The organism is Sulfitobacter sp. PM12 (genome assembly GCF_045586035.1).
GTDB lineage: Bacteria > Pseudomonadota > Alphaproteobacteria > Rhodobacterales > Rhodobacteraceae > Sulfitobacter > Sulfitobacter pontiacus.
This window is the reverse complement of sequence record NZ_CP151529.1, coordinates 2,713,680-2,737,033: the sequence shown is the minus strand read 5'-3', so window position 1 is coordinate 2,737,033 and position 23,354 is coordinate 2,713,680. Positions and strand designations below refer to the sequence as shown.

The following is a 23,354-nucleotide window of genomic DNA, read 5'->3' as shown; positions in this document are numbered from 1 at the left end:
CGCAATTCAGCGCAAGATAATCTTGGGTGCTCGGCCCAAGGGAATGAAACCCATAGACATCTTTCCGTCCTTCACGGTGATGTCCAGATCCAGCGCATCGGTGTTTCCCGACATTTGCGCCAACCCCTTCAGCATTTGTTCCGCTTGGGGGCGGAAGTTGGGGGGGATGTATCCCGCGCTCTCAACCATGGTCAGCATCGTCGGCCAGTCTTGTGCCGCGACCGACAATGTCCCTGTTGCCAGACCATCTTCGGCGACCGCAATTGTGCCGCTCAGGGACAGGGCAATGTCGCCCCAGGCAAGCTCGGCATGACGCAGGTCGATCACGCGGGGCTGGGGGCGGGTCCGGCCAAGGGCCTTACGGTCCCACAGCCGGTCAAAGGTGATGGTCGCTTTGGCGGTGACGGTGTCAAACGCCTCTGCCCAATCGTCGGGCAGGCCGAACAGGCCGCGCAGTGCAGCACTGGGGGTGACGTTCTGCGCGTCCAGCGCCAGTTCATAGATCGGCTGGCCGACGGTCTGTTGCACAGCGCTGACGTTCAACCCGCGCCCCTCGACAGGGCCGGTGACGGGTAGGTCAAGCACCCAGGCACCGCCGTCCAGCGTCAACCGGTCCAGCTGGCCGGAAACGCTGGGGCGTAGGCGCAGATCGGTTGTCACGTCCTCGGCCGACAACATGGCGCGCAAGTTGGGGCCGGACAGGCCAAGTTCGATATAGGGCGAGGCAACGGTGACATATCCGGGCCAGTATGCGGGGGTAGAGATGTCGATGCGCTTTGCCGCGACGGCACTGGCGATCCCGCGCCCGGCACTTTGGGCCGGCGGGGTCAGGGTCACATCGGTCAGACGGGTTTGCAACCGCGTGGGGAAGCCCTGCTTTTTCATTTCGCCCACGTCTGCCTGCCATCCGGCTGCGCGGCGCGTTTCGATCAGTTTCGCGATGCCCCGCTGCAATCCGGACGAGGCAGCGACCCACCATCCGCACCAAACCGCCGCCAGAACGACAATAACCAACACGACCTTGCCCATTTTACCCAACACCTTATTAACGCCTGCGATAGCGCAGCTTTAAACAAGCCAATGATAAAGGACCAGAGACATGGCAATGTGGGTGTTCGGTTACGGCAGCTTATTGTGGAAACCGGGGTTTGACGTCGCGGAAAGCGTGATCGGGCGGTTGCCCGGGTATGCGCGGTCTTTCTGCATGCGCTCCATCCACCACCGTGGCTCGGTCGAACGTCCGGGACTTGTGCTGGCGCTGGATGCGGATACCGGCACGGCCTGTGATGGCATGGCGCTGCGGGTGGCACCGGGCACCGAAGAGGCGACGCTGGCCTATTTGCGCGAACGCGAGCTTGTGTCGTCGGCTTATGTAGAGAAAACCCTGGATGTGCAGCTAGAGGACGGGCGCACGGTTGCGGCTTTGGTCTATGTGATTGACGCGGAACATGACCAATACTGCGGCGGCTTGCCGCTGGAAGAGCAGGCGCAGATCATCTCGGGCGCGGTTGGCGGCATGGGGCCGAATACCGAATATCTGTTCAACACCGCAGCGCATCTGACGCAGATCGGGCTGCATGATCCGTCGCTGGCGTGGCTGCACGACCGCGTAAAGAGTTTATGCGCATAAACCCGTGGCATAACCGTCGGGATTAAGTGTAGGCTGCGGCAACAGAAGCACAAAAGTGTCAGGAGCCACGAGGCATGGCGCAGTCAGATCGCGAATCCAAACCACAGTTTTCCCAGCCGGTGCGGCAGATCACGCTGATGCTGATCGCCCTCGGGCTGACCTGCATCGGGGCTTTTCTAGCGCTGCCAAGCGTTTTGCCTATTTTTGCGGCGAACCCCTATTTGAACGGGGTCATTATTGTCGTCTTCTTCATCGGTGTGATCGCCTGCTTTTATCAGGTGGTGCAGCTGATCGGCTCTGTGCGCTGGATCGAGAATTTCGCCTCTGACGCGCCCAATGCCGATGCCGTCGCCCCGCAACTGCTGGCACCGCTGGCATCGCTGCTGCGCACACGCGGCGCGCGGATGCAGGTGAACGCGACCTCTACCCGATCTATCCTGGATTCCGTCGCCACCCGCATCGACGAAGCGCGCGAGATCACGCGATATATCGTCAACATGCTGATCTTCCTCGGGCTTCTGGGCACGTTCTACGGCTTGGCGACGACTGTACCGGCGGTGGTTGAAACCATCCGCAGCCTCGCCCCGCAAGAAGGGGACGGCAGCACCGATATGTTCGCGCGCCTGATGACAGGGCTGGAATCGCAGCTTGGCGGTATGGGGGTGGCGTTCGGGTCGTCCCTTTTGGGGCTGGCGGGATCGCTGGTGGTTGGCTTGCTTGAACTCTTTGCTGGTCACGGGCAGAACCGCTTTTATCAAGAGCTTGAAGATTGGCTCAGCTCGATCACCCGCGTTGGTTTTTCCTCGGGCGAGGACGGGGCGTCGGATCAAAACGCGGTGGCAGGTGTACTGGATCACATGGCCGAACAGATGGACAGCCTGCGTCAGCTGATCGGACAATCGGCGGAAAGCCAGACCGCGCTGAACAGCAAGATCGGTGCGCTGGCCGCCACGATGGAGGAACTGTCGGCGCGGGCCGCACAGACCGATACGCCGGCCGAAAGCCTTGACCGGATCGCCAAAGGGCAGGAGCGTATGGTGGCCGTGCTTGAAGGGCAGGGTGAACACGAACGCGCGGATGCGGAAAGCCGGATGCGCCTGCGGTCGATCGACGTGCAAATGCTGCGTATTCTCGAAGAGATTTCAGCCGGACGGCAGGAGACGATGGCCGAGTTGCGCAAGGATATATCCTTGCTGGCCAAGGCGCTGTCGGCCCCGCGTGGCGCTGAGCCGCGCCGCTTGCGCACCCCTGACCGTACCGACACCGAGGGCAGCTGATCATGGCGCTTTCCCGACGCACTGGGGCACGGTTTCAGGGCTCGATCTGGCCGGGATTCGTGGATGCGATGACGGGTCTTTTGCTGGTGCTGATGTTCGTGTTGACCATCTTTATGGTGCTGCAAGCCGTACAGACCCAGCGGATCAACGGGCAAGAGAACGAGCTGAATTCGCTGTCGGGTGAAGTCGCGGCGCTGGCTCAAGCGCTTGGGATGGAACGGCAAACCACGGCCGAGCTTGAGGCAGAATTGGGGACGCTGAACACATCCCTCACCGCTGCACGCGATCAGGCGGCAGAGCAGGCGGAGATGATCGCCTCCTTGACCGCGACACGCGATGCGCAGGCCGCACAGCTTGACGCGGCAGAGGCCAAGATCTCCGGTTTCGAGGCGCAGGTGGCAAGCCTGTTGTCCCAGCGGGATGCGGCGGTCGCCCGTGGAGAAGCGCTTGAAACACGACAAGAAGAACTGCTGAGCGCGCAAGAGGCGTTGAACCTTGCCTTGGCGCAGGCGCGGTCAGAGACGGACGCCCAGGCCGAAGCCGCCCGCCTTGCCGCCGCCCGCCGTGATGCGCTGACGGCGCTGGTGGATGATCTGCGGGCGCAAAATCAGGATGCGCAGGCCGCTTTGGAAACCGCCGCCGCGCAGAATGCCGCGGCGCTGTCAGAGGCCGAAGCCGCCCGTCTGGCCGAAGCCGCTGCCGCCGAACGCTTGCGTGAAAAGCTGGAAAACGCCGATGCAGAGCTGACCGCAATGACGCTGGCGCTAGAGACGCAGCGCAAAGAGGCCGAGGATACGCTGACCCTGCTGGCCGCCGCCCGCGCTGCCAAGGAAACGCTGGATGCAGAACTTGCCGCTGCGCTGGCGGAAACCGAAACTCTTGAAGCAACTCAGGCCGATCGGGCAGAGCTGCGCGCCAAACTGGCGGATGCGCTTGCTGCAAAGCTTGCCGCTGAGAGCCGCGCCGAGGCAGAGCTGTCGGATGCAGAGAAACAGGCCGCTTTGCTGGAGGCCGCCCGGTCCGAGCTGGCGCAGGAAGAAGCGGCGACTGCCGCTGCACAACGCCAGACAGAACTATTGAACCAGCAGGTCGCCGCCCTGCGCGGCCAGTTGGGGGAGCTGCAATCCCTGCTGGATGATGCCGTCGCACGCGATGCCGCGAAAGAGGTGCAGTTGCAATCGTTGGGGTCAGATCTGAACACCGCCCTCGCACGGGTCGCCGCCGAAGAACGCCGCCGCGCCGAGCTTGAAGCGGCTGAACGTGCGCGGCTTGAGGCCGAGACAAAGAACCTCGAACAATACCGGTCCGAGTTCTTTGGCCGTCTGCGCGCGCTTTTGGGCAATCAGGAGGGTGTGCGCATCGAGGGGGACCGTTTCGTCTTCTCTTCCGAGGTGTTGTTCCCCCCGGGGGCCGCCACGCTGTCCGCCGATGGTCGTGGAGAGATCGCCAAGGTCGCCGGTATCCTACGCAACATCGCGGCCGATATCCCGCCTGAAATCGACTGGGTCATTCGCGTAGACGGGCATACCGACAACCAGCCGCTGTCGGGGTTGGGCGAATTTGCGGATAACTGGGAGCTTAGTCAGGCGCGCGCCCTTTCGGTGGTCAAATATATGATCAACTTCCTCGGGATCGCACCGGAACGGCTGGCCGCGAACGGCTTTGGTCAATATCAACCCGTTGCCAGTGGGAATACCGAAGCCGCGCGCGCGCAAAACCGCCGTATCGAGCTGAAGCTGACCGAGAGGTAGCGTTATTTGACCTCGATTTCCGTGCTGCGTTGGCTGATGATCTGCAGGCCGCGGATCATCGTCACCGTGCCGGTATAGATGCCCGCCGGCCAGTCCACGCGGCCACGTTTGCCGATGGCGCGAAAGGCTTGTGCCTGGGTTTTGGTCAGCGTCACATCATCCGCGATCACCATGCCGTCAGGGCCGGTGATGGACAGGTTCACGATGTCATCTGCCCGCGTGCCAAACATATAGCCCCAGACAACCAGCGCATCCGCGTCCACGGGCAGGGACGCCGCCGCTGCCTCGCCTTGTTTGATGGCGTCATAGGCGGGGACCGCATCGGCAAAACCAATGCTGATCAGCCCACCGGCGCGGTAGTCGGGCCGTTCAGCCCAAAGATTGCTATCACCGGGCGCGTCGCAGCTGGTGGTCCCATCGGGATCGAAGGGATCAACGACGTCCCCGTCTTTGCGCACCGACAGATGCACATGGGGGAAGGCGGCCTTTCCCGACTGCCCGACAAAGCCGATGGTGTCGCCCAAGGCGACCTCTTGCCCCGTGGTAACGCTGACGGAGCCTTGTTTGAGGTGGCAGTACTGGGTTTCCCAACCGTTCCCGTGGTCAAGCACGACGCCGTTGCCACATTCCTTACCGTCGATATCGGCGGCGTTTTCGCTGGTATAACCGCTGTCAGCCATACCGTCGCGCATACCGGTGACACGGCCTGCGGCGCTGGCAAGGACGGGGATGTTGTCGGCGATACGGGCCCGGCTGGGCAGTGCGAAATCCGTGCCTTTGTGCCCGTCATAGCTTAACGCGGCACAGGTGAAATCCATCGCATCAGACGACGGGTCGCTATCGACATACTGCTGGATGAAGCAATCTGTGCCAAGGTCGCAGTCAAGGGGCGGGGAGATAAGAAAACCCTCTGCCAGCACGGGGCTGGCAAAGGGCAGGGCAAGCGCAAATACGGCGCTGCGTGGTATCATTCAGCTGTCAGCAACGGTGGCTTGTTGCCTGTCAGCTTGGGGTTTTCCGACCCGAGGATCGTCAGGTCCAGCTCGCCCTTCTTGACGTTGACCTTGACCACACCACCTTTCGCCAGCTTGCCGAACAGCAGCTCTTCGGCGAGGGGCTTTTTGATGTGCTCTTGGATGACGCGTCCAAGGGGGCGCGCACCCATTCGTGCATCATAGCCTTTGTCGCCCAGCCATTCGGCGGCTTTGGTGGACAGTTCAATCGTCACGTTGCGGTCCATCAGCTGAGCTTCAAGCTGCAGCACGAACTTCTCGACCACCCGCAAGATCACGTCTTTCGGAAGCGGCGCAAAGCTGATCACCGCGTCCAGACGGTTGCGGAATTCGGGCGTGAAGGTCCGTTCGATCGCGGCGGTATCCTCGCCGGTGCGACGGTCACGGCCAAAGCCGATCGCTTCCTTCGCCTGCTCGGACGCGCCTGCGTTCGACGTCATGATCAGCACGACATTGCGGAAATCCACTGTCCGGCCGTTATGGTCCGTCAGCTTGCCGTGATCCATCACCTGCAACAGGATGTTGTAGACGTCCGGGTGGGCTTTCTCCATCTCGTCGAGCAGCAGAACGCAGTGCGGGTGCTGGTCAACGCCATCGGTCAACATGCCGCCCTGATCAAACCCGACATAGCCGGGAGGGGCACCGATCAGGCGGGAAACGGCGTGTTTCTCCATGTATTCAGACATGTCGAAACGCAGCAGTTCCACACCAAGCGTGTCGGCCAGCTGTTTCGCCACCTCGGTCTTACCCACACCTGTCGGCCCTGCGAACAGGTAGTTGCCGATGGGTTTTTCGGGCTCGCGCAGGCCGGCACGGGCCAGTTTGATCGCGGAAGACAGGGCTTCGATCGCCTTGTCCTGACCGAAGACGACGCGTTTCAGCGATGCCTCAAGATCCTTGAGCACAATCACATCATCCTTGGACACGTTCTTGGGCGGGATGCGCGCGATCTTGGCCACCACGGCTTCGACTTCTTTGGTGCCGATGGTCTTGCGCCGTTTCGAGGCGGCCAGCAGATGCTGCGCCGCGCCCGCTTCGTCGATCACATCGATGGCGGAGTCAGGTAGTTTGCGGTCGTTGATATAGCGGTGCGCCAGTTCAACCGAGGTCCGGATCGCGTCAGAGGTATATTTGACCGAGTGGTGATCCTCGAAATAGGGTTTGATGCCCCGCAGGATTTTCACCGCATCCTCGACCGAAGGCTCGTTCACATCGATCTTTTGGAAACGACGCGCAAGGGCACGGTCTTTTTCGAAATGCTGGCGGAATTCCTTGTAGGTGGTCGACCCCATGGTGCGCAGCTTTCCGCCCGCAAGCGCGGGTTTCAGCAGGTTGGAGGCATCCATCGCGCCGCCGGATGTGGCACCGGCACCGATAACGGTGTGGATCTCGTCAATGAACAGGACGGCGTTGTCATGTTCTTCCAGCTCGGTCACGACGGCTTTCAGACGTTCTTCGAAATCACCGCGGTAGCGGGTGCCGGCCAGCAACGCGCCCATGTCGAGCGAGTAGATCGTGGTTTCGGCCAAGACCTCCGGCGTTTCACCGGCAACGATCTTGCGCGCCAGCCCTTCGGCGATGGCGGTTTTCCCGACGCCGGGGTCACCCACCAGCAGCGGGTTGTTCTTGCGGCGGCGGCACAGCACCTGAATGCAGCGTTCCACCTCGTCCGACCGGCCGATCAGCGGATCAACGTCGCCTTCGCGGGATTTCGCGTTCAGATCAACGGTGTATTTCGCCAGCGCGGATTCTTTCTTGTCGCCATCGGTGACACCTTGAGCTTCTTCCTCGTGATCCGGCGCACCGGACACGGGGCGTGGTTCACCGAAAGCCGGATCTTTGGCGACGCCATGCGCGATGTAATTGACCGCATCATAGCGCGTCATATCCTGTTCCTGCAGGAAGTAGGCGGCGTTGCTTTCGCGTTCCGCAAAGATCGCGACCAGCACGTTCGCGCCGGTCACTTCGGTCCGGCCAGAGGATTGCACATGGATCGCCGCACGCTGGATCACCCGCTGGAACGCTGCCGTTGGCACCGCTTCGGAGCCGTCAACATCGGTGACCAGATTGTTCAGGTCTTCATCGACAAATTCGACCAGCGTTTCGCGCAGTTCGGTCATATCGACAGAACAGGCTTTCATCACCTGCACGGCGTCGGGTTCGTCGATCAGGGCCAAAAGAAGATGTTCAAGCGTAGCGAATTCATGTTTGCGCGCATTGGCAAGCGCCAGCGCCGCGTGAATGGCTTGTTCTAGGGTAGACGAGAATGAAGGCACAGGCGTGCTCCTTTTCGATCTGTGTCGGAGGGGGCGTCAGAAACAGGACGCGCCGCAACCGAGCATGGCCTCATAGTATTAGAGTTTGGTTGATCACGGCGCAGCTTCAAGGTTTTTCTGCAATATCGCTGTCACATTTATCGTGAACGTCGATTTTAGACCATGATTGCGGCGGTCAGAAACGGTCTTTGCGCGCGCGAATTTCGGCAAACACATCGGTGTCGGTGGCGTTGACCATCCCCAGTTGCGCACGGATGCCCGGATCGGACGGGCGCAGAAAGGGGTTGGTTTCAAGTTCCGTTGAAAGCGTCGAGGGAACTGTCGGCTCGCCATCAGCACGGGCCTGATCGATCTCTCTTGCACGAGATATAAGTGCCGTGTTTTCCGGATCAACCGTCAGGGCGAATTTTGCGTTCGACTGCGTGTATTCGTGACCCGAACATACGGTGGTATCGGCGGGCAGGCGCATCAGCTTTTGCAGGCTGTCCCACATCTGCGCGGGCGTGCCTTCGAACAAACGACCACAGCCAAGCGCCATCAGGCTGTCGGCGGTAAAGACGCATTTGGCCGCGGGGACGTGAAAGGCGATATGCCCGACGGTATGGCCCGACACATCGATCACATCGACCGTATGCGCGCCGAAGGTGAAGGATTGTCCGTCGTCATAGGCCGCGTCCAGCGGGGGCAGGCGTTCGGCATCAGCCTTGGCACCGATCACGCGGGCAGGGTGGTCGGCAATCAGCGCGGGCACGCCCTGAATGTGGTCGGGGTGGTGATGGGTCAGCCAGATTTCTGTCAGCGTCCAGCCCAACTCGTCCAGCTTGGCAGTGATCGGCGCGGCCTCGGGCACGTCGATCAAGGCGACCTTGCCGCTGGTCAGGTCGCGTAGCAGGAAGGCGTAGTTGTCGGACAGGCAGGGGATGGTCACAAGATCAAAGGACATGGCAGCGGCTCCGGTCGAGGTTTCGGGGTGCGGATCACCACGCTAGCGCGGGCGGGGCGGTGCTGCAAACGGGTTTCGCGCAGTCCGCTCTTTTGCGGCGCGTGGCTTTGGTCTAGGGTCGGGGCGATCCACCCAACAAGGCCCTTTGCCCATGCACCTTGATGTCCAAGACCTGCGCAACTTTTACTATCGCAGTGCCCTTGGCCGCGCGGCGCAGCATTCCCTGCGTACCCGCATGCTTGAGCTTTGGCCCGAGGCCAAGGGGCAGACCGTTGTGGGCTTTGGTTTCGCGGCCCCCTTGCTGCGCCCCTATCTGGCCGATGCGCGGCGGGTGATGACGCTGATGCCGGGGCCGCAGGGGGTCATGCCTTGGCCCGCGGGCATGCCCAATACCTCTGTGCTGACCGAAGAAACGCTCTGGCCGATCGAAACCGGACATGTCGACCGGCTGGTTCTGATGCACGGGCTTGAAACGTCTGACCGGCAGGGCGACCTGCTAGAGGAATGCTGGCGCGTGTTGGGGCCGGGGGGCAGGGCGCTGTTCATCGTGCCCAACCGTGCAGGGTTCTGGGCGCGTAGCGATATCACGCCCTTCGGATACGGGCGGCCCTATTCGCTGGGGCAGCTCGAAACGCAACTGCGCAAACACCAGTTCCTGCCCGAGCGCCAGTTGGGTGCGCTGTATCTGATGCCCTCGACCAGACGGACGTTCCGGCGCGCGGGGCCGCTGTTTGAAAAGGTCGGGCGGCACATGCCGACGATCATGGCGGGCGGGGCGTTTATGGTCGAGGTGACCAAGCTGGTGTACCCGCCCAAAGGCAAGGTTGCACGCACACCAGCGCGCCGGTCGATCCGCGTTTTGGAAGGGGTCGGCGCGGTGACACCTTCGGCAGTTCAGGCGGTACTGCCGCAGCCTATGTGACCCCCGCGCCACGGCGGCAAGAATCGCTGCCACACCCGAAATTGCCGGATGTCTATTGATTTTTAGGCAGGTTGATCAGGTCAAAGCGTCGCAGGGGTGCATTGCGTTAAGAATAAGGGGCGCTTTCCTGTGGCAACCTCACTATACTGTGTTGCGGGATGCGGGTCCGTCTGCTACATCCGCCCTGATTTAGACGTCTTGGGTAATTTCAAGTCGCGCCAACACCCCGGTGACGCGATGTATTCGCTTATCCGGCCCTGACGTATGAGAGGATGGACGTGTCCGAAACAGCATCAATCTCTACAGGTATCGCACAACGCTATGCGACCGCCGTGTACGAGCTGGCCCAAGAGGCCAAAGCCCTTCCCCAGATCGAGAAAGATCTTGATGCGCTGCAAGCCGCACTGGCCGAAAGCGAAGATTTCCGCGATCTGATCAATTCGCCGATCTACACGCGCGAACAGCAAGCCGCGTCGATCAGTGCCATCGCCAAAAAGATGGACCTGTCCCAGACGCTCGCCAGCACGCTGGAACTGATGGCCAACAAGCGCCGTCTGTTCGTCCTGCCGCAGCTGGTCCAGAACCTGCGTGACATCATCGCCGTTGAAAAAGGCGAAGTGACTGCTGATGTGATTTCGGCCAAGGCGCTGACCAAAGCGCAGTCCGAAAAACTGTCCAAGTCGCTCGCCGCGACCACAGGCAAAAAAGTAACGTTGAATGCGACCGTTGATGACTCCCTCATTGGCGGTCTTATCGTAAAAGTGGGCTCTAAGATGATCGACACGTCGATCCGCGCAAAGCTCAATTCCCTCCAGAATGTAATGAAAGAGGTCGGATAAATGGGTATCCAAGCTGCAGAGATTTCTGCGATCCTGAAGGACCAGATCAAGAACTTTGGTCAAGAAGCAGAAGTTGCCGAAGTTGGCCGCGTTCTGTCCGTTGGTGATGGTATCGCTCGCGTGTATGGTCTGGACAACGTCCAGGCTGGCGAGATGGTCGAATTCCCCGGCGGCATCATGGGCATGGCCCTGAACCTCGAGACAGACAACGTCGGTGTTGTTATCTTCGGTTCCGACCGCGACATCAAAGAAGGCGACACCGTCAAGCGCACCAACTCCATCGTGGACGTGCCAATCGGCAACGGTCTGCTGGGTCGTGTTGTTGACGGTCTGGGTAACCCCATCGACGGCAAAGGCCCCATCGAATCCACCGAGCGTGGCCTCGCGGACGTTAAAGCCCCCGGCATTATCCCACGGAAATCGGTGCACGAGCCAATGGCGACTGGCCTGAAATCCGTTGACGCGATGATCCCCGTTGGTCGTGGCCAGCGTGAGCTGATCATTGGTGACCGTCAGACCGGTAAAACTGCCGTTGCTCTGGACGCGATCCTGAACCAACAGCAGATCAACGACGCCGCAGGCGACGACGAGAGCAAGAAAATGTACTGCGTGTACGTTGCGATCGGCCAAAAGCGTTCGACTGTTGCCCAGCTGGTTAAAAAGCTCGAGGAAACAGGCGCGATTGACTATTCCATCGTTGTTGCCGCCACCGCGTCCGAGCCTGCACCAATGCAGTACCTCGCACCATACTCCGCAACAGCTATGGCGGAATTCTTCCGCGACAACGGCCGTCACGCGCTGATCATCTACGATGACCTTTCCAAGCAAGCCGTGTCCTACCGCCAGATGTCCCTGCTGCTGCGTCGTCCGCCCGGGCGTGAAGCTTACCCAGGTGACGTTTTCTATCTCCACTCCCGTCTGCTCGAGCGTTCGGCGAAGCTGGGCGATGACGCAGGCAACGGCTCTTTGACAGCTCTGCCGATCATCGAAACCCAGGGTGGTGACGTTTCCGCGTTTATTCCAACCAACGTGATCTCGATCACCGACGGTCAGATCTTCCTGGAAACCGAATTGTTCTACCAAGGTATCCGTCCTGCTGTGAACACCGGTCTGTCGGTTTCGCGCGTTGGGTCCTCGGCTCAGACCAAAGCGATGTCCTCTGTTGCTGGTCCGGTTAAGCTGTCCTTGGCTCAGTACCGCGAAATGGCGGCCTTTGCTCAGTTCGGTTCCGACCTTGATGCCTCCACTCAGCAGCTGCTGAACCGTGGTGCGCGCCTGACAGAGCTGATGAAGCAGCCTCAGTACTCCCCCCTGACCAACGCGGAAATCGTCTGCGTGATCTATGCGGGTACAAACGGCTACCTCGACAAGATCGACGTCAATGAAGTTGGCCGCTTTGAAGCGGGCCTGCTGGCGCACCTGCGCAGCAAGCACGCCGACCTGATGGCTGACATCACCAACAACGACCGCAAGGTGAAGGGTGAGCTGGAAGACAAGATCAAAGCTGCCATCGATTCTTTCGCCGCTGACTTCGCTTAAGGGAGGGAGGGCACATGCCAAACCTCAAGGACCTAAAAAACCGGATCGCGTCGGTCAAATCGACCCGCAAGATCACGAAAGCCATGCAAATGGTTGCCGCGGCGAAGCTTCGCCGCGCGCAGGAAGCTGCCGAGCAGTCCCGCCCCTACACAGAGCGTTTTAACGCTGTGATGTCGCGGTTGGCTGCATCGGTAGGTGGGTCTGACACCGCCCCCAAGCTGCTGAGCGGCACAGGGTCGGATCAGGTTCACCTGTTGGTTGTCATGACCGCTGAACGTGGCCTGTGCGGTGGCTTTAACGCCAACATCGCCAAGCTTGCCAAAGCCCATGCTCGTGGCCTTATCGCCAAGGGTAAGGAGGTCAAAATTTTGACCGTTGGCAAGAAAGGCCGCGACAGCATCCGTCGTGACTTTGGCGACCTTTTGGTCGGTCACGTTGACCTCAGCGACGTCAAGCGCCTTGGCTATGCCGATGCGCAGGGGATCGCCAAGGACGTACTTGGCCGTTTTGACGCGGGTGAATATGACATCGCCACGATCTTCTATGCGAAGTTCGTGAACGTCGTCAGCCAGATCCCGACGGCACAGCAGATCATCCCGGCGACCTTCGAAGAGACCGAAGGCGCGGACGAGGCGACGACACTGTTCGACTACGAGCCCAGCGAAGAGGCCATCCTGGCCGACCTGCTGCCGCGCGGCGTTGCAACGGCGATCTTCTCGGCTCTGCTGGAAAACGCGGCCTCTGAACAGGGTGCCCGGATGTCGGCAATGGACAACGCTACACGGAACGCCGGTGACATGATCGAAGATCTGACCATCGAGTATAACCGTTCGCGTCAGGCCGTCATCACCAACGAGCTGATCGAAATCATTTCCGGCGCGGAAGCGCTGTAGAACAAATCGGAGAAACGACATGGCAAATGCAGTCGGCAAAATCACACAAGTCATCGGCGCCGTCGTCGATGTGCAGTTCGAGGATCACCTGCCAGAGATCCTCAACGCTGTTGTAACTGAAAACCACGGCAAGAAACTGATCCTCGAAGTGGCTCAGCACCTTGGCGAAAACACCGTGCGTACCATCGCGATGGACGCGACCGAAGGTCTGGTTCGCGGCCAGCGCGTCGAAGACACAGGCGCGCCAATCTCGATCCCAGTGGGTAACGCCACATTGGGCCGCATCATGAACGTTGTTGGCGAAGCCATCGACGAAAAAGGCGACATCCAGTCGGCCGAGCGTCGCTCGATCCACGCGGACGCGCCCGAATTCGCGGAACAGTCGACCACATCCGAAGTACTGGAAACAGGCATCAAGGTTATCGACCTTCTGGCGCCTTACGCCAAGGGTGGTAAAATTGGTCTGTTCGGTGGTGCCGGTGTTGGTAAAACCGTTCTGATCATGGAACTGATCAACAACATCGCCAAAGTGCACTCCGGTTATTCGGTTTTCGCGGGCGTTGGTGAACGTACCCGTGAAGGGAACGACCTGTACCACGAGATGATCGAATCCAACGTTATCAACCCTGATGATCTGGAAAAATCGCAGGTTGCGCTGGTGTACGGCCAGATGAACGAGCCTCCCGGAGCGCGTATGCGTGTTGCTCTGACCGGTCTGACACTGGCCGAACAGTTCCGCGACCAATCCGGTACCGACGTTCTGTTCTTCGTCGACAACATCTTCCGCTTTACCCAAGCCGGTTCCGAGGTTTCGGCTCTGCTGGGTCGTATTCCTTCGGCCGTGGGCTACCAGCCAACACTGGCGACCGACATGGGTGCGATGCAAGAACGTATTACATCGACCAAATCCGGTTCGATTACATCGGTTCAGGCCGTTTACGTTCCTGCGGATGACCTTACCGACCCTGCGCCCGCGACATCCTTTGCGCACCTTGACGCGACAACCGTTCTGGACCGTTCGATCTCGGAAAAGGGTATCTACCCTGCTGTTGATCCGCTCGGCTCCACATCGCGTCTGATGGACCCATCCATCGTTGGCGAAGAGCACTACAACGTGGCACGTGACGTTCAGGGTATCCTGCAACGCTACAAGTCGCTGCAGGACATCATCGCGATTCTCGGCATGGACGAACTGTCGGAAGACGACAAACTGACCGTTGCCCGTGCGCGTAAGATCGAACGCTTCCTGAGCCAGCCTTTCGACGTTGCGAAAGTGTTCACCGGCTCCGACGGTAAGCAGGTTCCACTGGAAGAGACAATCACCTCCTTCAAGGCGGTTGTTGCCGGTGAATACGATCACCTGCCCGAAGGTGCCTTCTACATGGTTGGCGGCATCGAAGAAGTGAAAGCGAAAGCTGAAAAAATGGCGGCAGACGCCGCTTAAGGAGCGCTGAAAATGGCAGACACAATGCAATTCGACCTCGTTTCGCCCGAGCGGCGGCTGGCCTCGATGCAGGTGACGGCCGTTCAGATTCCGGGTGCGGACGGGGACATGACAGCAATGCCTGATCATGCCCCCACCATCACCACGCTGCGCCCCGGTGTGCTGCGTGTTGAAGGCCCGGAAGGCACTGCTGAGTATGTGGTAACCGGCGGCTTTGCCGAGATTTCTTCCGAAGGCGTATCGGTTCTGGCCGAACGCGCGGTGTCCAAGGGTGATATGACCCAAGAGCATCTGGACGAAATGATCGCCGAAGCCAAAGCCATGTACACAACGGCAAAAGAGGGTTTCGTGAATGAACCTGGCCCCGTAGACGACGCAGCCAAGCTGCTGTCCGACATGGTTGCCATGGGGGACGAAATCGGCTTGTCGAGCAAGCAACCCAGCCTCTGACGTTTCCTTGCCCGTTTTGATGAAAAGGCCCTGCATCCGCGGGGCCTTTTCTATTTGATAACCTTAACTTATGGTTGTCAGATTGTAGGGGTAGGACGAGTTGGGGCAGGCCATCACCATGAAAAGAATGAACGCAAACAGCGTTGGTATCGATAGCGGAGAAACGGTGTTGTTCTCCGATTTTCAGGATGGTGGCGAGATGTGGACGGGGCAGGGCCAGCGCGAGCGGCGCAACCATATTACCTTCTCCACGCCGTACCGCGATATCCCCACGGTACACGCCTCGCTTGCGCTGTGGGACGTGGATAACGCCACGGTCATGCGCGCGGATCTGCGATCGGAGAATGTGACGAAGGAAGGTTTTGAACTGGTGTTCCGCACCTGGGGCGATACGCGTATCGCGCGCGTCAGGGCGTCTTGGATGGCCATCGGGCCGTTGCCGCAGCAAGACGACTGGGAGCTTTAAGCAGCGCCCCCAGCCGTTGTTTCAGGGGCGCTTAGCCGGGTTTGTACATGCCGTCGTAGATCGGCTCTAGCGTGTCGGCGTCGAACAGGGACGAGACCGAGGTGCCGTTCCAGATGTTCAGGATCGCCTGCGCAAAGATCGGCGCTGTGGGCACGATCCGGATGTTTGTAGCTTGCTTGACGGCGGGCGTCGGCGCGATGCTGTCCGTGATGACCAGCGATTTCATCACCGAATTGCTAACGCGTTCGACCGCAGGGCCGGACATAACGCCGTGGCTGATGTAGGAGTGGACTTCCTTCGCGCCGTTTTCCATCAGCACTTCGGCCGCTTTGCACAGGGTGCCGGCGGTGTCACAGATGTCGTCCACGATCAGGCAGACTTTGTCGGTCACATCGCCGATCACGGTCATCTCTGCAATCTCGCCGGGCTTTTCGCGGCGCTTGTCCACGATGGCGAGGGGGGAGTTGATGCGCTTGGCCAGTTCGCGTGCGCGGGCCACGCCGCCCACATCCGGAGAGATGACCATCAGCTCGTCCATGCGGCCCTTGAATTCGTTCTGGATGTCCAGCGCAAAAACGGGGGAGGCATAGAGGTTGTCGACAGGGATATCGAAGAAACCCTGGATCTGTGCGGCGTGCAGGTCCATCGTCAGGATACGCTCAATGCCGCTGCCGACCATCATATTCGCGACCATCTTGGCGGTGATTGGCGTGCGTGCCTTGGTGCGGCGGTCCTGACGGGCATACCCGAAATAGGGCAGAACAGCCGTGACACGCGCCGCAGAGGACCGGCGCAGCGCGTCGGCCATGACCAGCAGTTCCATCAGGTTGTCATTGGCGGGGTTCGACGTTGGTTGGATGATGAACATATCCTCGCCGCGGACGTTCTCGTAAACCTCCACAAAGATTTCGCCGTCATTGAACCGTTCGACCCGTGCGTCGACCAGCCCTACGTTGACCCCCCGATGCAGCGACATCCGCCGTGCGATGGCTTTGGCCAACGGCATGTTCGCGTTACCTGAGATCAGTTTGGGTTCGGTGGTTTGAGCCATGTGCAAAGGGTCCCTGGATGCAGAACATGTGACAGAATCGTGACGTTGACACCGCTTAGCATGGCCTTACGGTCTGGCAAAGCTGCACAGCCCTGATCGGAGACCCAAATGCCCCATATCGACTATTTTTTTGCGACACTTTCACCATATGCCTATCTGGCGGGAAACCGGCTGGAGGAAATCGCCGCCAAACACGGGGCGACGATCACCTATAAACCTTTCGATCTGATTACCGCTTTCGGGCGCACGGGCGGGCAGCCTCCGAAAGATCGGCATCCGTCGCGGCAAGAGTATCGCGCGATTGAACTGCCGCGTCAGGCTAAGAAGGTGGGGATGCCGTTCAACCTCAAACCCGCGCATTGGCCCACCAACGGTGCGCCTTCATCCTATGCGATCATCGCAGCGCAGAACGAAGGCGGCGACGTAGGCAAGCTGTGCCAGCTGATCATGACCGCCGTCTGGGCCGAGGAACGCGATATTGCCGAAGATGCGGTCGTGCGCGACTGTCTTGAAAAAGCGGGTTTTGACCCCGCGCTGGCCGACAAAGGCTTGCTGCAGGGGGCTGATACCTACGCGCGCAATCTAGAAGAGGCGGTCGAAAAGGGCGTCTTTGGCGCGCCATTCTATATTCTGGACGACAGCCACAAGTTCTGGGGCCAGGATCGGCTTGAAGATCTTGACCTCGTGATGGCAGGTAAACTGTGAGTTCAGGTTTATACACTCGGCAATTCGGGCATGGTCCGCGGCACGCGCTGGCTGTTCACTGCACGCTTGCCCATTCCGGCGCGTGGCGCGGCGTGGGCGAGGCGTTGGCGGATGAGCTGACGCTGCTGTGCCCCGATCTGCCCTCCCACGGGAAATCCGCCGATTGGGACGGGCAGGGGGATATCCATGCCCGGGCGACCGATCTGGTGCGGGAACTGGTGACCGAACCGATTGATATTATCGGCCATTCTTTTGGCGCGACGATCGGCTTGCGGATTGCCATCGAGAACCCCGAACTGGTGCGTAGCCTGACGATGATCGAACCGGTCTATTTCGCGGCGGCTCTGGCTGACGATCCGGCACGGGTGGCGGCCGCGGATCGCAACTCCGGCGGGTTCGATGCGGCTTTTGACGCGGGCGACCGGATGGAGGCCGCGCGCATCTTCAACACCGGCTGGGGCGATGGCAGCGGATGGGAACAGACGCCGGAAAAGCTGCGCCAGTATATGGCTGACCGTATCCATTATGTGCCCGCCAGCCAGCCGTTTTTGCGGGACGACAATGCCGGATTGCTAGAACCGGGCAAGTTTGCCCGCGCCGCGATGCCGGTGCTGTTGATGGACGGGGGCACATCGGCGGATATGGTAGATGCGATCAGCACGTCCATCGCCCGCCGTTTGCCGAACGTGACACGCAAGGCGATCGAGGGGGCGGGGCACATGGCTCCGATCACGCACCCGCAGGCCGTCGCCGCTGAAATCCGCAGCTTTCTAGAAACGGTATAGCCGTCAGAAATGCGATAGGAACTGGTCGATTGCCTCTGTGCCGATCGACCAGTCACAGACCAGCCGCGCCGATAAGGGCTCATTCGGGTCGTCGCCCTCTAACGGGCCATCCATGACATAGTATTTCGCCCCCGCATCATGCAGCTTCTGATGGATGCGGCGGGGCCACTTGGCAAAGATCATATTGGCGTCGGGTTTATGCAGCAGCGTTGCCCCTGCGGTGCGCAAACCCTCGGCCAGATGGCGCGCGTTGGCATTGGCCCGGGCGGCGGTCGTCTTCCACAAATCATCCTGCATATAGCCCGCCATCTGCGCAGACAGGAACCGGTGTTTGGAAAACAGATGCGCCCCGCGTTTGCGCCGCAGCTCGAACTCCCAAGCCTTGGCGGGGTCGAAGAAGATCACCGCCTCGACACCCATGCAACCGTTCTTGGTGCCGCCAAAGCTGACGACATCGACACCCGCTTTCCACGTCATCTCTGCCGGGGTGCAGCCCAGGGCAACCAGCGCATTGGCAAAGCGCGCCCCGTCCAGATGCACCGGCAGGTCGTAGCTTTTGGCAACAGCGGTAAGGGCGTTCAGCTCTTCCAGCGAGTGAACCGAGCCCCGTTCGGTCACCTGCGTGATCGACACCGGCCCGCGCTGCGCGCCATGTACATTGCCCTCGGGGTGTTTCTCGACCGCCTTTGTCAGCGCTTCGGGCGTCATCTTGTCGTCGGTTTCAACCACAGTCAGCTTGGCGGCACCGGCATAGAACTCGGGCGCATTACATTCGTCTTCGTGGATATGCGAGGTGACGGAGCAAAAGATCGTCTGCCACGGCTGGGTGTAGCACGCCAGCGCGAGTGCATTGGCCGCGGTGCCGGTTGCGACCAGATAGACCGCGGCCTCGGGTGCCTCGAACGCGGTGCGGATCGCGTCGCGGACTTCATCCATGATGGGATCGTTGCCATAGGGCATCGCGTGTCCGGTGTTTGCCTGAGCAAGACGGTTCATGATCTGGGGGTGAACAGGGCCCGCGTTGTCAGAGGCAAAAAACATCAGGTTGGCTCCTCGATGATGTGGTCTTCCCATTCCTCGAACGGGGTGTCGAATTCCGAGACGGTATTATGCTGCACCGAGATCCCCGCGCGATGCACGCTATCAGGGTCACCGCTGATCAGCGGGTGCCAGTCATACAGCGGCTTGCCCTGCCACAGCAGCCGATAGGCGCAGGTCAGCGGCATCCAATAGGCGTGGGTATCCAGATTGTCGGGCTTCAGAACGATGCAATCGGGCACGAATTGGTGCCGGTTCTCGTAGTGGCTGCACCGGCAGGTCGCATCATCCAGCAGGCGGCAGGCCACACGGGTCAGGGCGACTTCTTCGGTGTCTTCGTCTTCAAGCTTGTTCAGGCAGCATTTCCCGCAGCCGTCACACAGCGCTTCCCATTCGTCTTGCGACATCTTGGTCAGCGGCTTCTTTTCCCAGAACCGTTTGGCAAGACCTTTGGCGGCAATCGGATCGGTCATAGCGCGGCCAGAATGCTGCGGGCCTGTGCGCTGTCGGCGTCCATCTGGGTGATCAGGGCGTCAAGACTGTCGAATTTTTCCTCGCCACGCAGGTGGTCGACCAGCGCAACCGATACATGCTTGCCGTAGAGATCGCCTTTGAAGTCGAAGATGAATGTCTCGAGGTTGGCCTTGTTCTCGCCGAACATCGGGCGCACGCCAAGGCTGGCAACGCCGTGGTAGCGCCCTGCCTGCGGCCCTTCAAGCACATCGACAAGCACCGCATAGACACCAAAGGCCGGCGGATGCAGCCCGTCGATCGACATATTCGCCGTCGGGTAGCCCAGTTCACGGCCACGCTTTTCACCGTGCAGGATCGGGCCTTCAACGCGGTGCCAATGGCCCAGCATCGCGGCGGCGTCGCGGGGGCGTGCCTCTGTCAGCGCGTTGCGGATCGCGGTCGAAGACACGGTATCAGGGCCCTTCGCCATCAGCGGCGCGATGGTCACGCCGAACCCCATCTCGGCACCGAAGGCCTGCAGCTGTTCAGCGGTGCCCGCGCGCGCCTTGCCAAAGCGGAAGTCCGCACCCACGACCACATGGCGCAGGCCCAGCCCATCAACGATCACCTCTTGCGCAAAGGCGCGGGGGCTGAGGCCGGATAGGGCTGCATCGAACCCCAGCTCATACAGCTTGTCGACGCCGATCTTTTGCAACTGGTGCGCGCGCGCCTCTGCGCCCATCAGGCGGAAGGGCGGGGCGTCGGGGGCGAAATATTCGCGGGGGTGTGGCTCGAATGTGACCACGCCCAAGGGCGCGTCGGGCAGGGCGGCGCGGGCCATGTCGATGACCGACCGATGCCCCAGATGCACCCCGTCGAAATTGCCAATAGCGGCGGTCGCCCCCTGATCGGAAGCGGTTACAAATTGATAGTCGCGAATGATTTCCATGCGCTTGGTGGTAGCCCCCTCTGCCGGTGCTGACAAGCAGCGGGGCGGGTCACGGTACCGAAAAACCGCAGCGTCGTGGGACGGGCGCTGGCGGGAGGGCTATCGTCAGTCGAACTTGCGCGACGGGGCCAGAACGGTTGCTTCGCCAATCAGGACCTTTTTGCCGTCAATCGCACAGTGGCAATCCAGTTTCACACGGCGCTTGTCGAATTCGATATTGGTGACCTTCACCTCGGCATAGACCAGATCGCCGGGGCGCACAGGGGCCAGAAACTTGAGCGACTGCGCCATGTAGACTGTGCCATGCCCCGGCAACTGCTCTCCGATCACGGCAGAGATCAGGCCCGCAGTCAGCATGCCGTGGGCGATCCGTCCCTCAAAGATCGTGTCCTGTGCATAGGCGTCGTCCAGATGTACCGGATTGCGATCAGTGGACACTTGCGCGAACATCTCGATGTCTTCGTCGGTGATGACCTTGCGCAGATAGCGCGTCATGCCGATTTCGATATCTTCAATACAGATCGTTCCACGGGGCAGATTGTCCAACATGCCAGCCCTTTCAGTAATAAAGTGACGCCAGTTTTATCTAGTGTGAAACTTAATTACTTTGCAGGCGCAGAAACGCAAGGAAAAAGTAGGTCAGCGTAGGTGCCCAATTGTGTAGGTCGGAGCCGATGTTTCCTTTTCCAAATAACGGATTAGCGCCTCGGGATCGGGCTGGGTCTGCGTTTCGGTTTCCCGCGCGGCCAGACCGCCAGAGATGAAAAGCGAATCGATATCCTCGCCCATGGCCCCTTTGACATCGGTATGGATGCCGTCACCGATGGCGAGAATGCCATTGTCGGTGATGTCCTTGTCCAATGCGTAGAGCTTGCGGCGGGCCAGGTCATAAATCGGCGGGTGCGGCTTGCCGAAATACAGGCTTTCCCCGCCCATCTCGGTATAAAGCGCCGCGACAGCACCGGCGCACCATTCGCGCACATCGCCACGGTCCACCACGATATCAGGGTTCGCGCAAAGCAGCTTGAGCCCCTTTTGCTTGGCATAAAGCAGTTGCGGGCGCAGCACGGAGGGGTCTTCGGACGGATCGAAAGGGCCGGTGCAAACGATGCCTTCGGCGTCTTCCAGATCAACGCGCTGGATATCGACAGGATCATCAAGCACGTCGCTGGGATCAAAGAAGTGCTTGTCCGTGGGCGGGCCAAGGTGCCAGACCTGCGTGCCCACCATGCCGCGATACATCGCCGTGCGCGCAGAATCGCCCGAGGTGGCGATATCGTCCCACGCATCATCCGGTACGCCGAAATGCGCCAGTTGTTTGATCACGCCTTCGCGGGGGCGGGGGGAGTTTGTGACAAGCACCACCTTGCCGCCGCCGTTGCGATAGGCTTGCAGCGCGGTGACCGCATCCGGCAGCGCCTTGACCCCGTCGTGGACGCAGCCCCAAAGGTCGACGAACAAGGCGTCATAGCGGTCAGAGATTTCGAAAAGGTTATTGATAATCTGGGTCATGGGCCGCTTTCCAATCTGCAAGAGCTTTGCACCGCAGAAAGCACACATCCCCCCGCGGGGCAACTGGGCAGCGCAACAGGCCCGCGCCCTGATGTGCGTCAGAGCCGCGCCAAGCCGTCCGCGATTTCGCCCGCGATGGCGGCGGCATCCACCCCCTCACGTTCCGCAGATACGCGCAGCCCCAGCACATCGGACTGGTAGCGCCGCGCCAGACTGCGCGGATCGTGTTCGGTGCTGATGTCACCGGCGGCTTGGGCTTGGGAAAACAGCTCTGCGAACATCTGCTCCATCTTCAGCAGATGGGCGTTTGCCTTTTGCGCCAGCGGATGACGGTGGGCTTGCAGTTCAAGCAGGGTTTTCGAGAGCATGCAGGCTTTGGCCGGTGCGGTGTCATTCGAAATCACCATGCGGGGAAATTTTTGTAGCGCGGGCAGGGGGCCTTCGTTACGGGCAAGCGTCTTCATCCGCTCTGACCCGTCAGCGGCGTAGCGATCCAGCGCCAGTTCGAACAGCGCATCCTTTGACCCGAAAGCTGCATAAAAGCTGCCCGGCTTCATCTTGAGGCTCGCCTCCAGGTCCTTCAGCGACGTACCCGCCCAACCGCGTTGCCAGAACAGATCGCGGGCGCGTTCGATCAGATCTTCACGGTCATAGCTGGGTTTGCGGGGCATGGGATCACCTTTTCTTGAATGATTGCTCAATTATATACTTGAGTGATCGCTCAATAAACCCTAAATGTACTTTAGCGAAACATTTACAGGAGCTTTTCCATGTCCTTCCCATCCCACGATCTTGATACCGCACCCGAAGCCTCCAAGCCGCTGCTTGAGCAGTCGCAAAAGGCCTTTGGCCGTCTGCCCGGTTTGCACAAGGTTCTGGCCGAAAGCCCACAGGCTTACGAAGGCTATCAGGTGCTGCACAAGCTGTTCACCGAAACCGATTTTGATGCGGAAGAGCTAACTGTGGTCTGGCAGGCGATCAACGTCGAGAACGAATGCCACTACTGCGTCCCCGCGCACACAGGTATCGCCAAGATGATGAAGGTATCGGACGAAATCTCCGACGCGCTACGCAACGAAACCGCGCTGCCGACACCCAAGCTGGAAGCGCTGCGCACCTTTACCGTCCAGATGTTCCGCCAGCGTGGCAACGTGTCTGACGATCAGATGAAAGCGTTCTTCGACGCGGGCTATGGCCACCGTGCGGTGCTGGATGTGATCCTTGGGATGGCGCAGAAAACCATCTCCAACTACGTGAACCACGTCGCGCAGACGCCCGTCGACGACGTGTTCAAGCCGCTGGCATGGGAACGCGGCGATACCCCTTTGAAGGTATAAGCCCCTCGCGCTTCGGCGCGGCATTGAAATGAAAAAAGCCCCCCTGATCTCAGGGGGGCTTTTGCGTTTGTGCCCCCGCCA

At 60.3% G+C, this 23,354-nt stretch carries 24 protein-coding genes; 13 read left to right on the top strand and 11 right to left on the bottom strand.

Going from position 1 to position 23,354, the window contains the following annotated elements:
• Positions 1-6 precede the first annotated feature (6 nt).
• A complete protein-coding gene (locus tag AADW22_RS13395) occupies positions 7-1,029 on the bottom strand; it encodes a DUF2125 domain-containing protein (protein WP_289081735.1) in 1,023 nt (340 codons plus the stop codon).
• 70 nt (positions 1,030-1,099) lie between these two features.
• Here AADW22_RS13395 and AADW22_RS13390 point away from each other — a divergent pair, with 70 nt between their 5' ends.
• From AADW22_RS13390 to AADW22_RS13380, 3 genes are all read left to right on the top strand, one after another.
• Complete coding sequence (locus AADW22_RS13390) at positions 1,100-1,630, top strand: gamma-glutamylcyclotransferase (protein ID WP_407473893.1); 531 nt, start codon at positions 1,100-1,102, stop codon at positions 1,628-1,630.
• 74 nt (positions 1,631-1,704) lie between these two features.
• The gene (locus AADW22_RS13385; protein ID WP_005849585.1) at positions 1,705-2,907 is read left to right on the top strand and encodes a hypothetical protein; all 1,203 of its coding nucleotides are present in this window, start codon (positions 1,705-1,707) and stop codon (positions 2,905-2,907) included.
• Between the two features lie 2 nt (positions 2,908-2,909).
• Entirely contained in the window at positions 2,910-4,658 is a 1,749-nt protein-coding gene (locus AADW22_RS13380) for a peptidoglycan -binding protein (RefSeq protein WP_407473892.1), read from the top strand.
• Positions 4,659-4,660: 2 nt separating this feature from the next.
• On the opposite strand, the gene AADW22_RS13375 is transcribed toward AADW22_RS13380, so the two are convergent.
• The 3 genes from AADW22_RS13375 to gloB all read right to left on the bottom strand — a co-directional run bounded on the left by AADW22_RS13375 (position 4,661) and on the right by gloB (position 8,890).
• Entirely contained in the window at positions 4,661-5,629 is a 969-nt protein-coding gene (locus AADW22_RS13375; RefSeq protein WP_407473891.1) for a M23 family metallopeptidase, read from the bottom strand.
• Positions 5,626-7,947 carry an ATP-dependent Clp protease ATP-binding subunit ClpA gene (gene clpA, locus AADW22_RS13370; protein WP_005849580.1) on the bottom strand — a complete coding sequence of 774 codons (2,322 nt, stop codon included), beginning with the start codon at positions 7,945-7,947 and terminating at the stop codon, positions 5,626-5,628. The genes AADW22_RS13375 and clpA overlap by 4 nt, the downstream gene beginning before the upstream one ends.
• 175 nt (positions 7,948-8,122) lie before the next feature.
• Positions 8,123-8,890, bottom strand: coding sequence for a hydroxyacylglutathione hydrolase (gene gloB / locus AADW22_RS13365; protein WP_407473890.1), 768 nt, complete (start codon positions 8,888-8,890; stop codon positions 8,123-8,125).
• Between the two features lie 151 nt (positions 8,891-9,041).
• On the opposite strand from gloB, the gene AADW22_RS13360 reads away from it, so the two are divergent.
• The 7 genes from AADW22_RS13360 to AADW22_RS13330 all read left to right on the top strand — a co-directional run bounded on the left by AADW22_RS13360 (position 9,042) and on the right by AADW22_RS13330 (position 15,443).
• A complete protein-coding gene (locus AADW22_RS13360; RefSeq protein WP_005849577.1) occupies positions 9,042-9,812 on the top strand; it encodes a methyltransferase domain-containing protein in 771 nt (256 codons plus the stop codon).
• A 278-nt stretch (positions 9,813-10,090) separates the two neighbouring features.
• Positions 10,091-10,651, top strand: a complete 561-nt coding sequence (locus tag AADW22_RS13355) for a F0F1 ATP synthase subunit delta (RefSeq protein WP_174226613.1) — start codon at positions 10,091-10,093, stop codon at positions 10,649-10,651.
• Positions 10,652-12,190, top strand: coding sequence for a F0F1 ATP synthase subunit alpha (gene atpA / locus AADW22_RS13350; protein ID WP_064217142.1), 1,539 nt, complete (start codon positions 10,652-10,654; stop codon positions 12,188-12,190).
• A 14-nt stretch (positions 12,191-12,204) separates the two neighbouring features.
• Entirely contained in the window at positions 12,205-13,083 is an 879-nt protein-coding gene (locus tag AADW22_RS13345; RefSeq protein ID WP_005849572.1) for a F0F1 ATP synthase subunit gamma, read from the top strand.
• A gap of 19 nt (positions 13,084-13,102) precedes the next feature.
• The gene (atpD, locus tag AADW22_RS13340) at positions 13,103-14,527 is read left to right on the top strand and encodes a F0F1 ATP synthase subunit beta (RefSeq protein WP_005849570.1); all 1,425 of its coding nucleotides are present in this window, start codon (positions 13,103-13,105) and stop codon (positions 14,525-14,527) included.
• 12 nt (positions 14,528-14,539) lie between these two features.
• Positions 14,540-14,977 carry a F0F1 ATP synthase subunit epsilon gene (locus tag AADW22_RS13335; protein WP_005849569.1) on the top strand — a complete coding sequence of 146 codons (438 nt, stop codon included), beginning with the start codon at positions 14,540-14,542 and terminating at the stop codon, positions 14,975-14,977.
• Positions 14,978-15,104: 127 nt separating this feature from the next.
• Positions 15,105-15,443: an H-type lectin domain-containing protein gene (locus AADW22_RS13330; RefSeq protein WP_005849567.1), complete on the top strand. Its 339-nt coding sequence runs from the start codon at positions 15,105-15,107 to the stop codon at positions 15,441-15,443.
• 31 nt (positions 15,444-15,474) lie between these two features.
• On the opposite strand, the gene AADW22_RS13325 is transcribed toward AADW22_RS13330, so the two are convergent.
• Entirely contained in the window at positions 15,475-16,494 is a 1,020-nt protein-coding gene (locus AADW22_RS13325) for a ribose-phosphate pyrophosphokinase (protein ID WP_005849565.1), read from the bottom strand.
• A gap of 108 nt (positions 16,495-16,602) precedes the next feature.
• On the opposite strand from AADW22_RS13325, the gene AADW22_RS13320 reads away from it, so the two are divergent.
• On the top strand, positions 16,603-17,199 hold the full coding sequence (locus tag AADW22_RS13320) for a 2-hydroxychromene-2-carboxylate isomerase (protein ID WP_407473889.1): 597 nt from the start codon (positions 16,603-16,605) through the stop codon (positions 17,197-17,199).
• The gene (locus AADW22_RS13315) at positions 17,196-17,984 is read left to right on the top strand and encodes an alpha/beta fold hydrolase (RefSeq protein ID WP_243250635.1); all 789 of its coding nucleotides are present in this window, start codon (positions 17,196-17,198) and stop codon (positions 17,982-17,984) included. Before AADW22_RS13320 ends, AADW22_RS13315 begins: the two co-directional genes overlap by 4 nt.
• 3 nt (positions 17,985-17,987) lie before the next feature.
• On the opposite strand, the gene AADW22_RS13310 is transcribed toward AADW22_RS13315, so the two are convergent.
• The 6 genes from AADW22_RS13310 to AADW22_RS13285 form a co-directional block, all read right to left on the bottom strand.
• The gene (locus AADW22_RS13310; RefSeq protein WP_407473888.1) at positions 17,988-19,025 is read right to left on the bottom strand and encodes a threonine aldolase family protein; all 1,038 of its coding nucleotides are present in this window, start codon (positions 19,023-19,025) and stop codon (positions 17,988-17,990) included.
• A complete protein-coding gene (locus tag AADW22_RS13305; RefSeq protein ID WP_037944761.1) occupies positions 19,025-19,495 on the bottom strand; it encodes a YcgN family cysteine cluster protein in 471 nt (156 codons plus the stop codon). The genes AADW22_RS13310 and AADW22_RS13305 overlap by 1 nt, the downstream gene beginning before the upstream one ends.
• A complete protein-coding gene (locus AADW22_RS13300) occupies positions 19,492-20,424 on the bottom strand; it encodes a bifunctional riboflavin kinase/FAD synthetase (protein ID WP_407473887.1) in 933 nt (310 codons plus the stop codon). The genes AADW22_RS13305 and AADW22_RS13300 overlap by 4 nt, the downstream gene beginning before the upstream one ends.
• Positions 20,425-20,529: 105 nt before the next feature.
• A complete protein-coding gene (locus AADW22_RS13295; protein WP_005849555.1) occupies positions 20,530-20,973 on the bottom strand; it encodes a MaoC family dehydratase in 444 nt (147 codons plus the stop codon).
• 90 nt (positions 20,974-21,063) lie between these two features.
• Entirely contained in the window at positions 21,064-21,936 is an 873-nt protein-coding gene (locus AADW22_RS13290) for a TIGR01459 family HAD-type hydrolase (protein WP_407473886.1), read from the bottom strand.
• 98 nt (positions 21,937-22,034) lie between these two features.
• On the bottom strand, positions 22,035-22,607 hold the full coding sequence (locus AADW22_RS13285) for a TetR/AcrR family transcriptional regulator (RefSeq protein WP_064217134.1): 573 nt from the start codon (positions 22,605-22,607) through the stop codon (positions 22,035-22,037).
• 99 nt (positions 22,608-22,706) lie between these two features.
• On the opposite strand from AADW22_RS13285, the gene AADW22_RS13280 reads away from it, so the two are divergent.
• Complete coding sequence (locus tag AADW22_RS13280; RefSeq protein ID WP_005849548.1) at positions 22,707-23,273, top strand: carboxymuconolactone decarboxylase family protein; 567 nt, start codon at positions 22,707-22,709, stop codon at positions 23,271-23,273.
• Positions 23,274-23,354 lie beyond the last annotated feature (81 nt).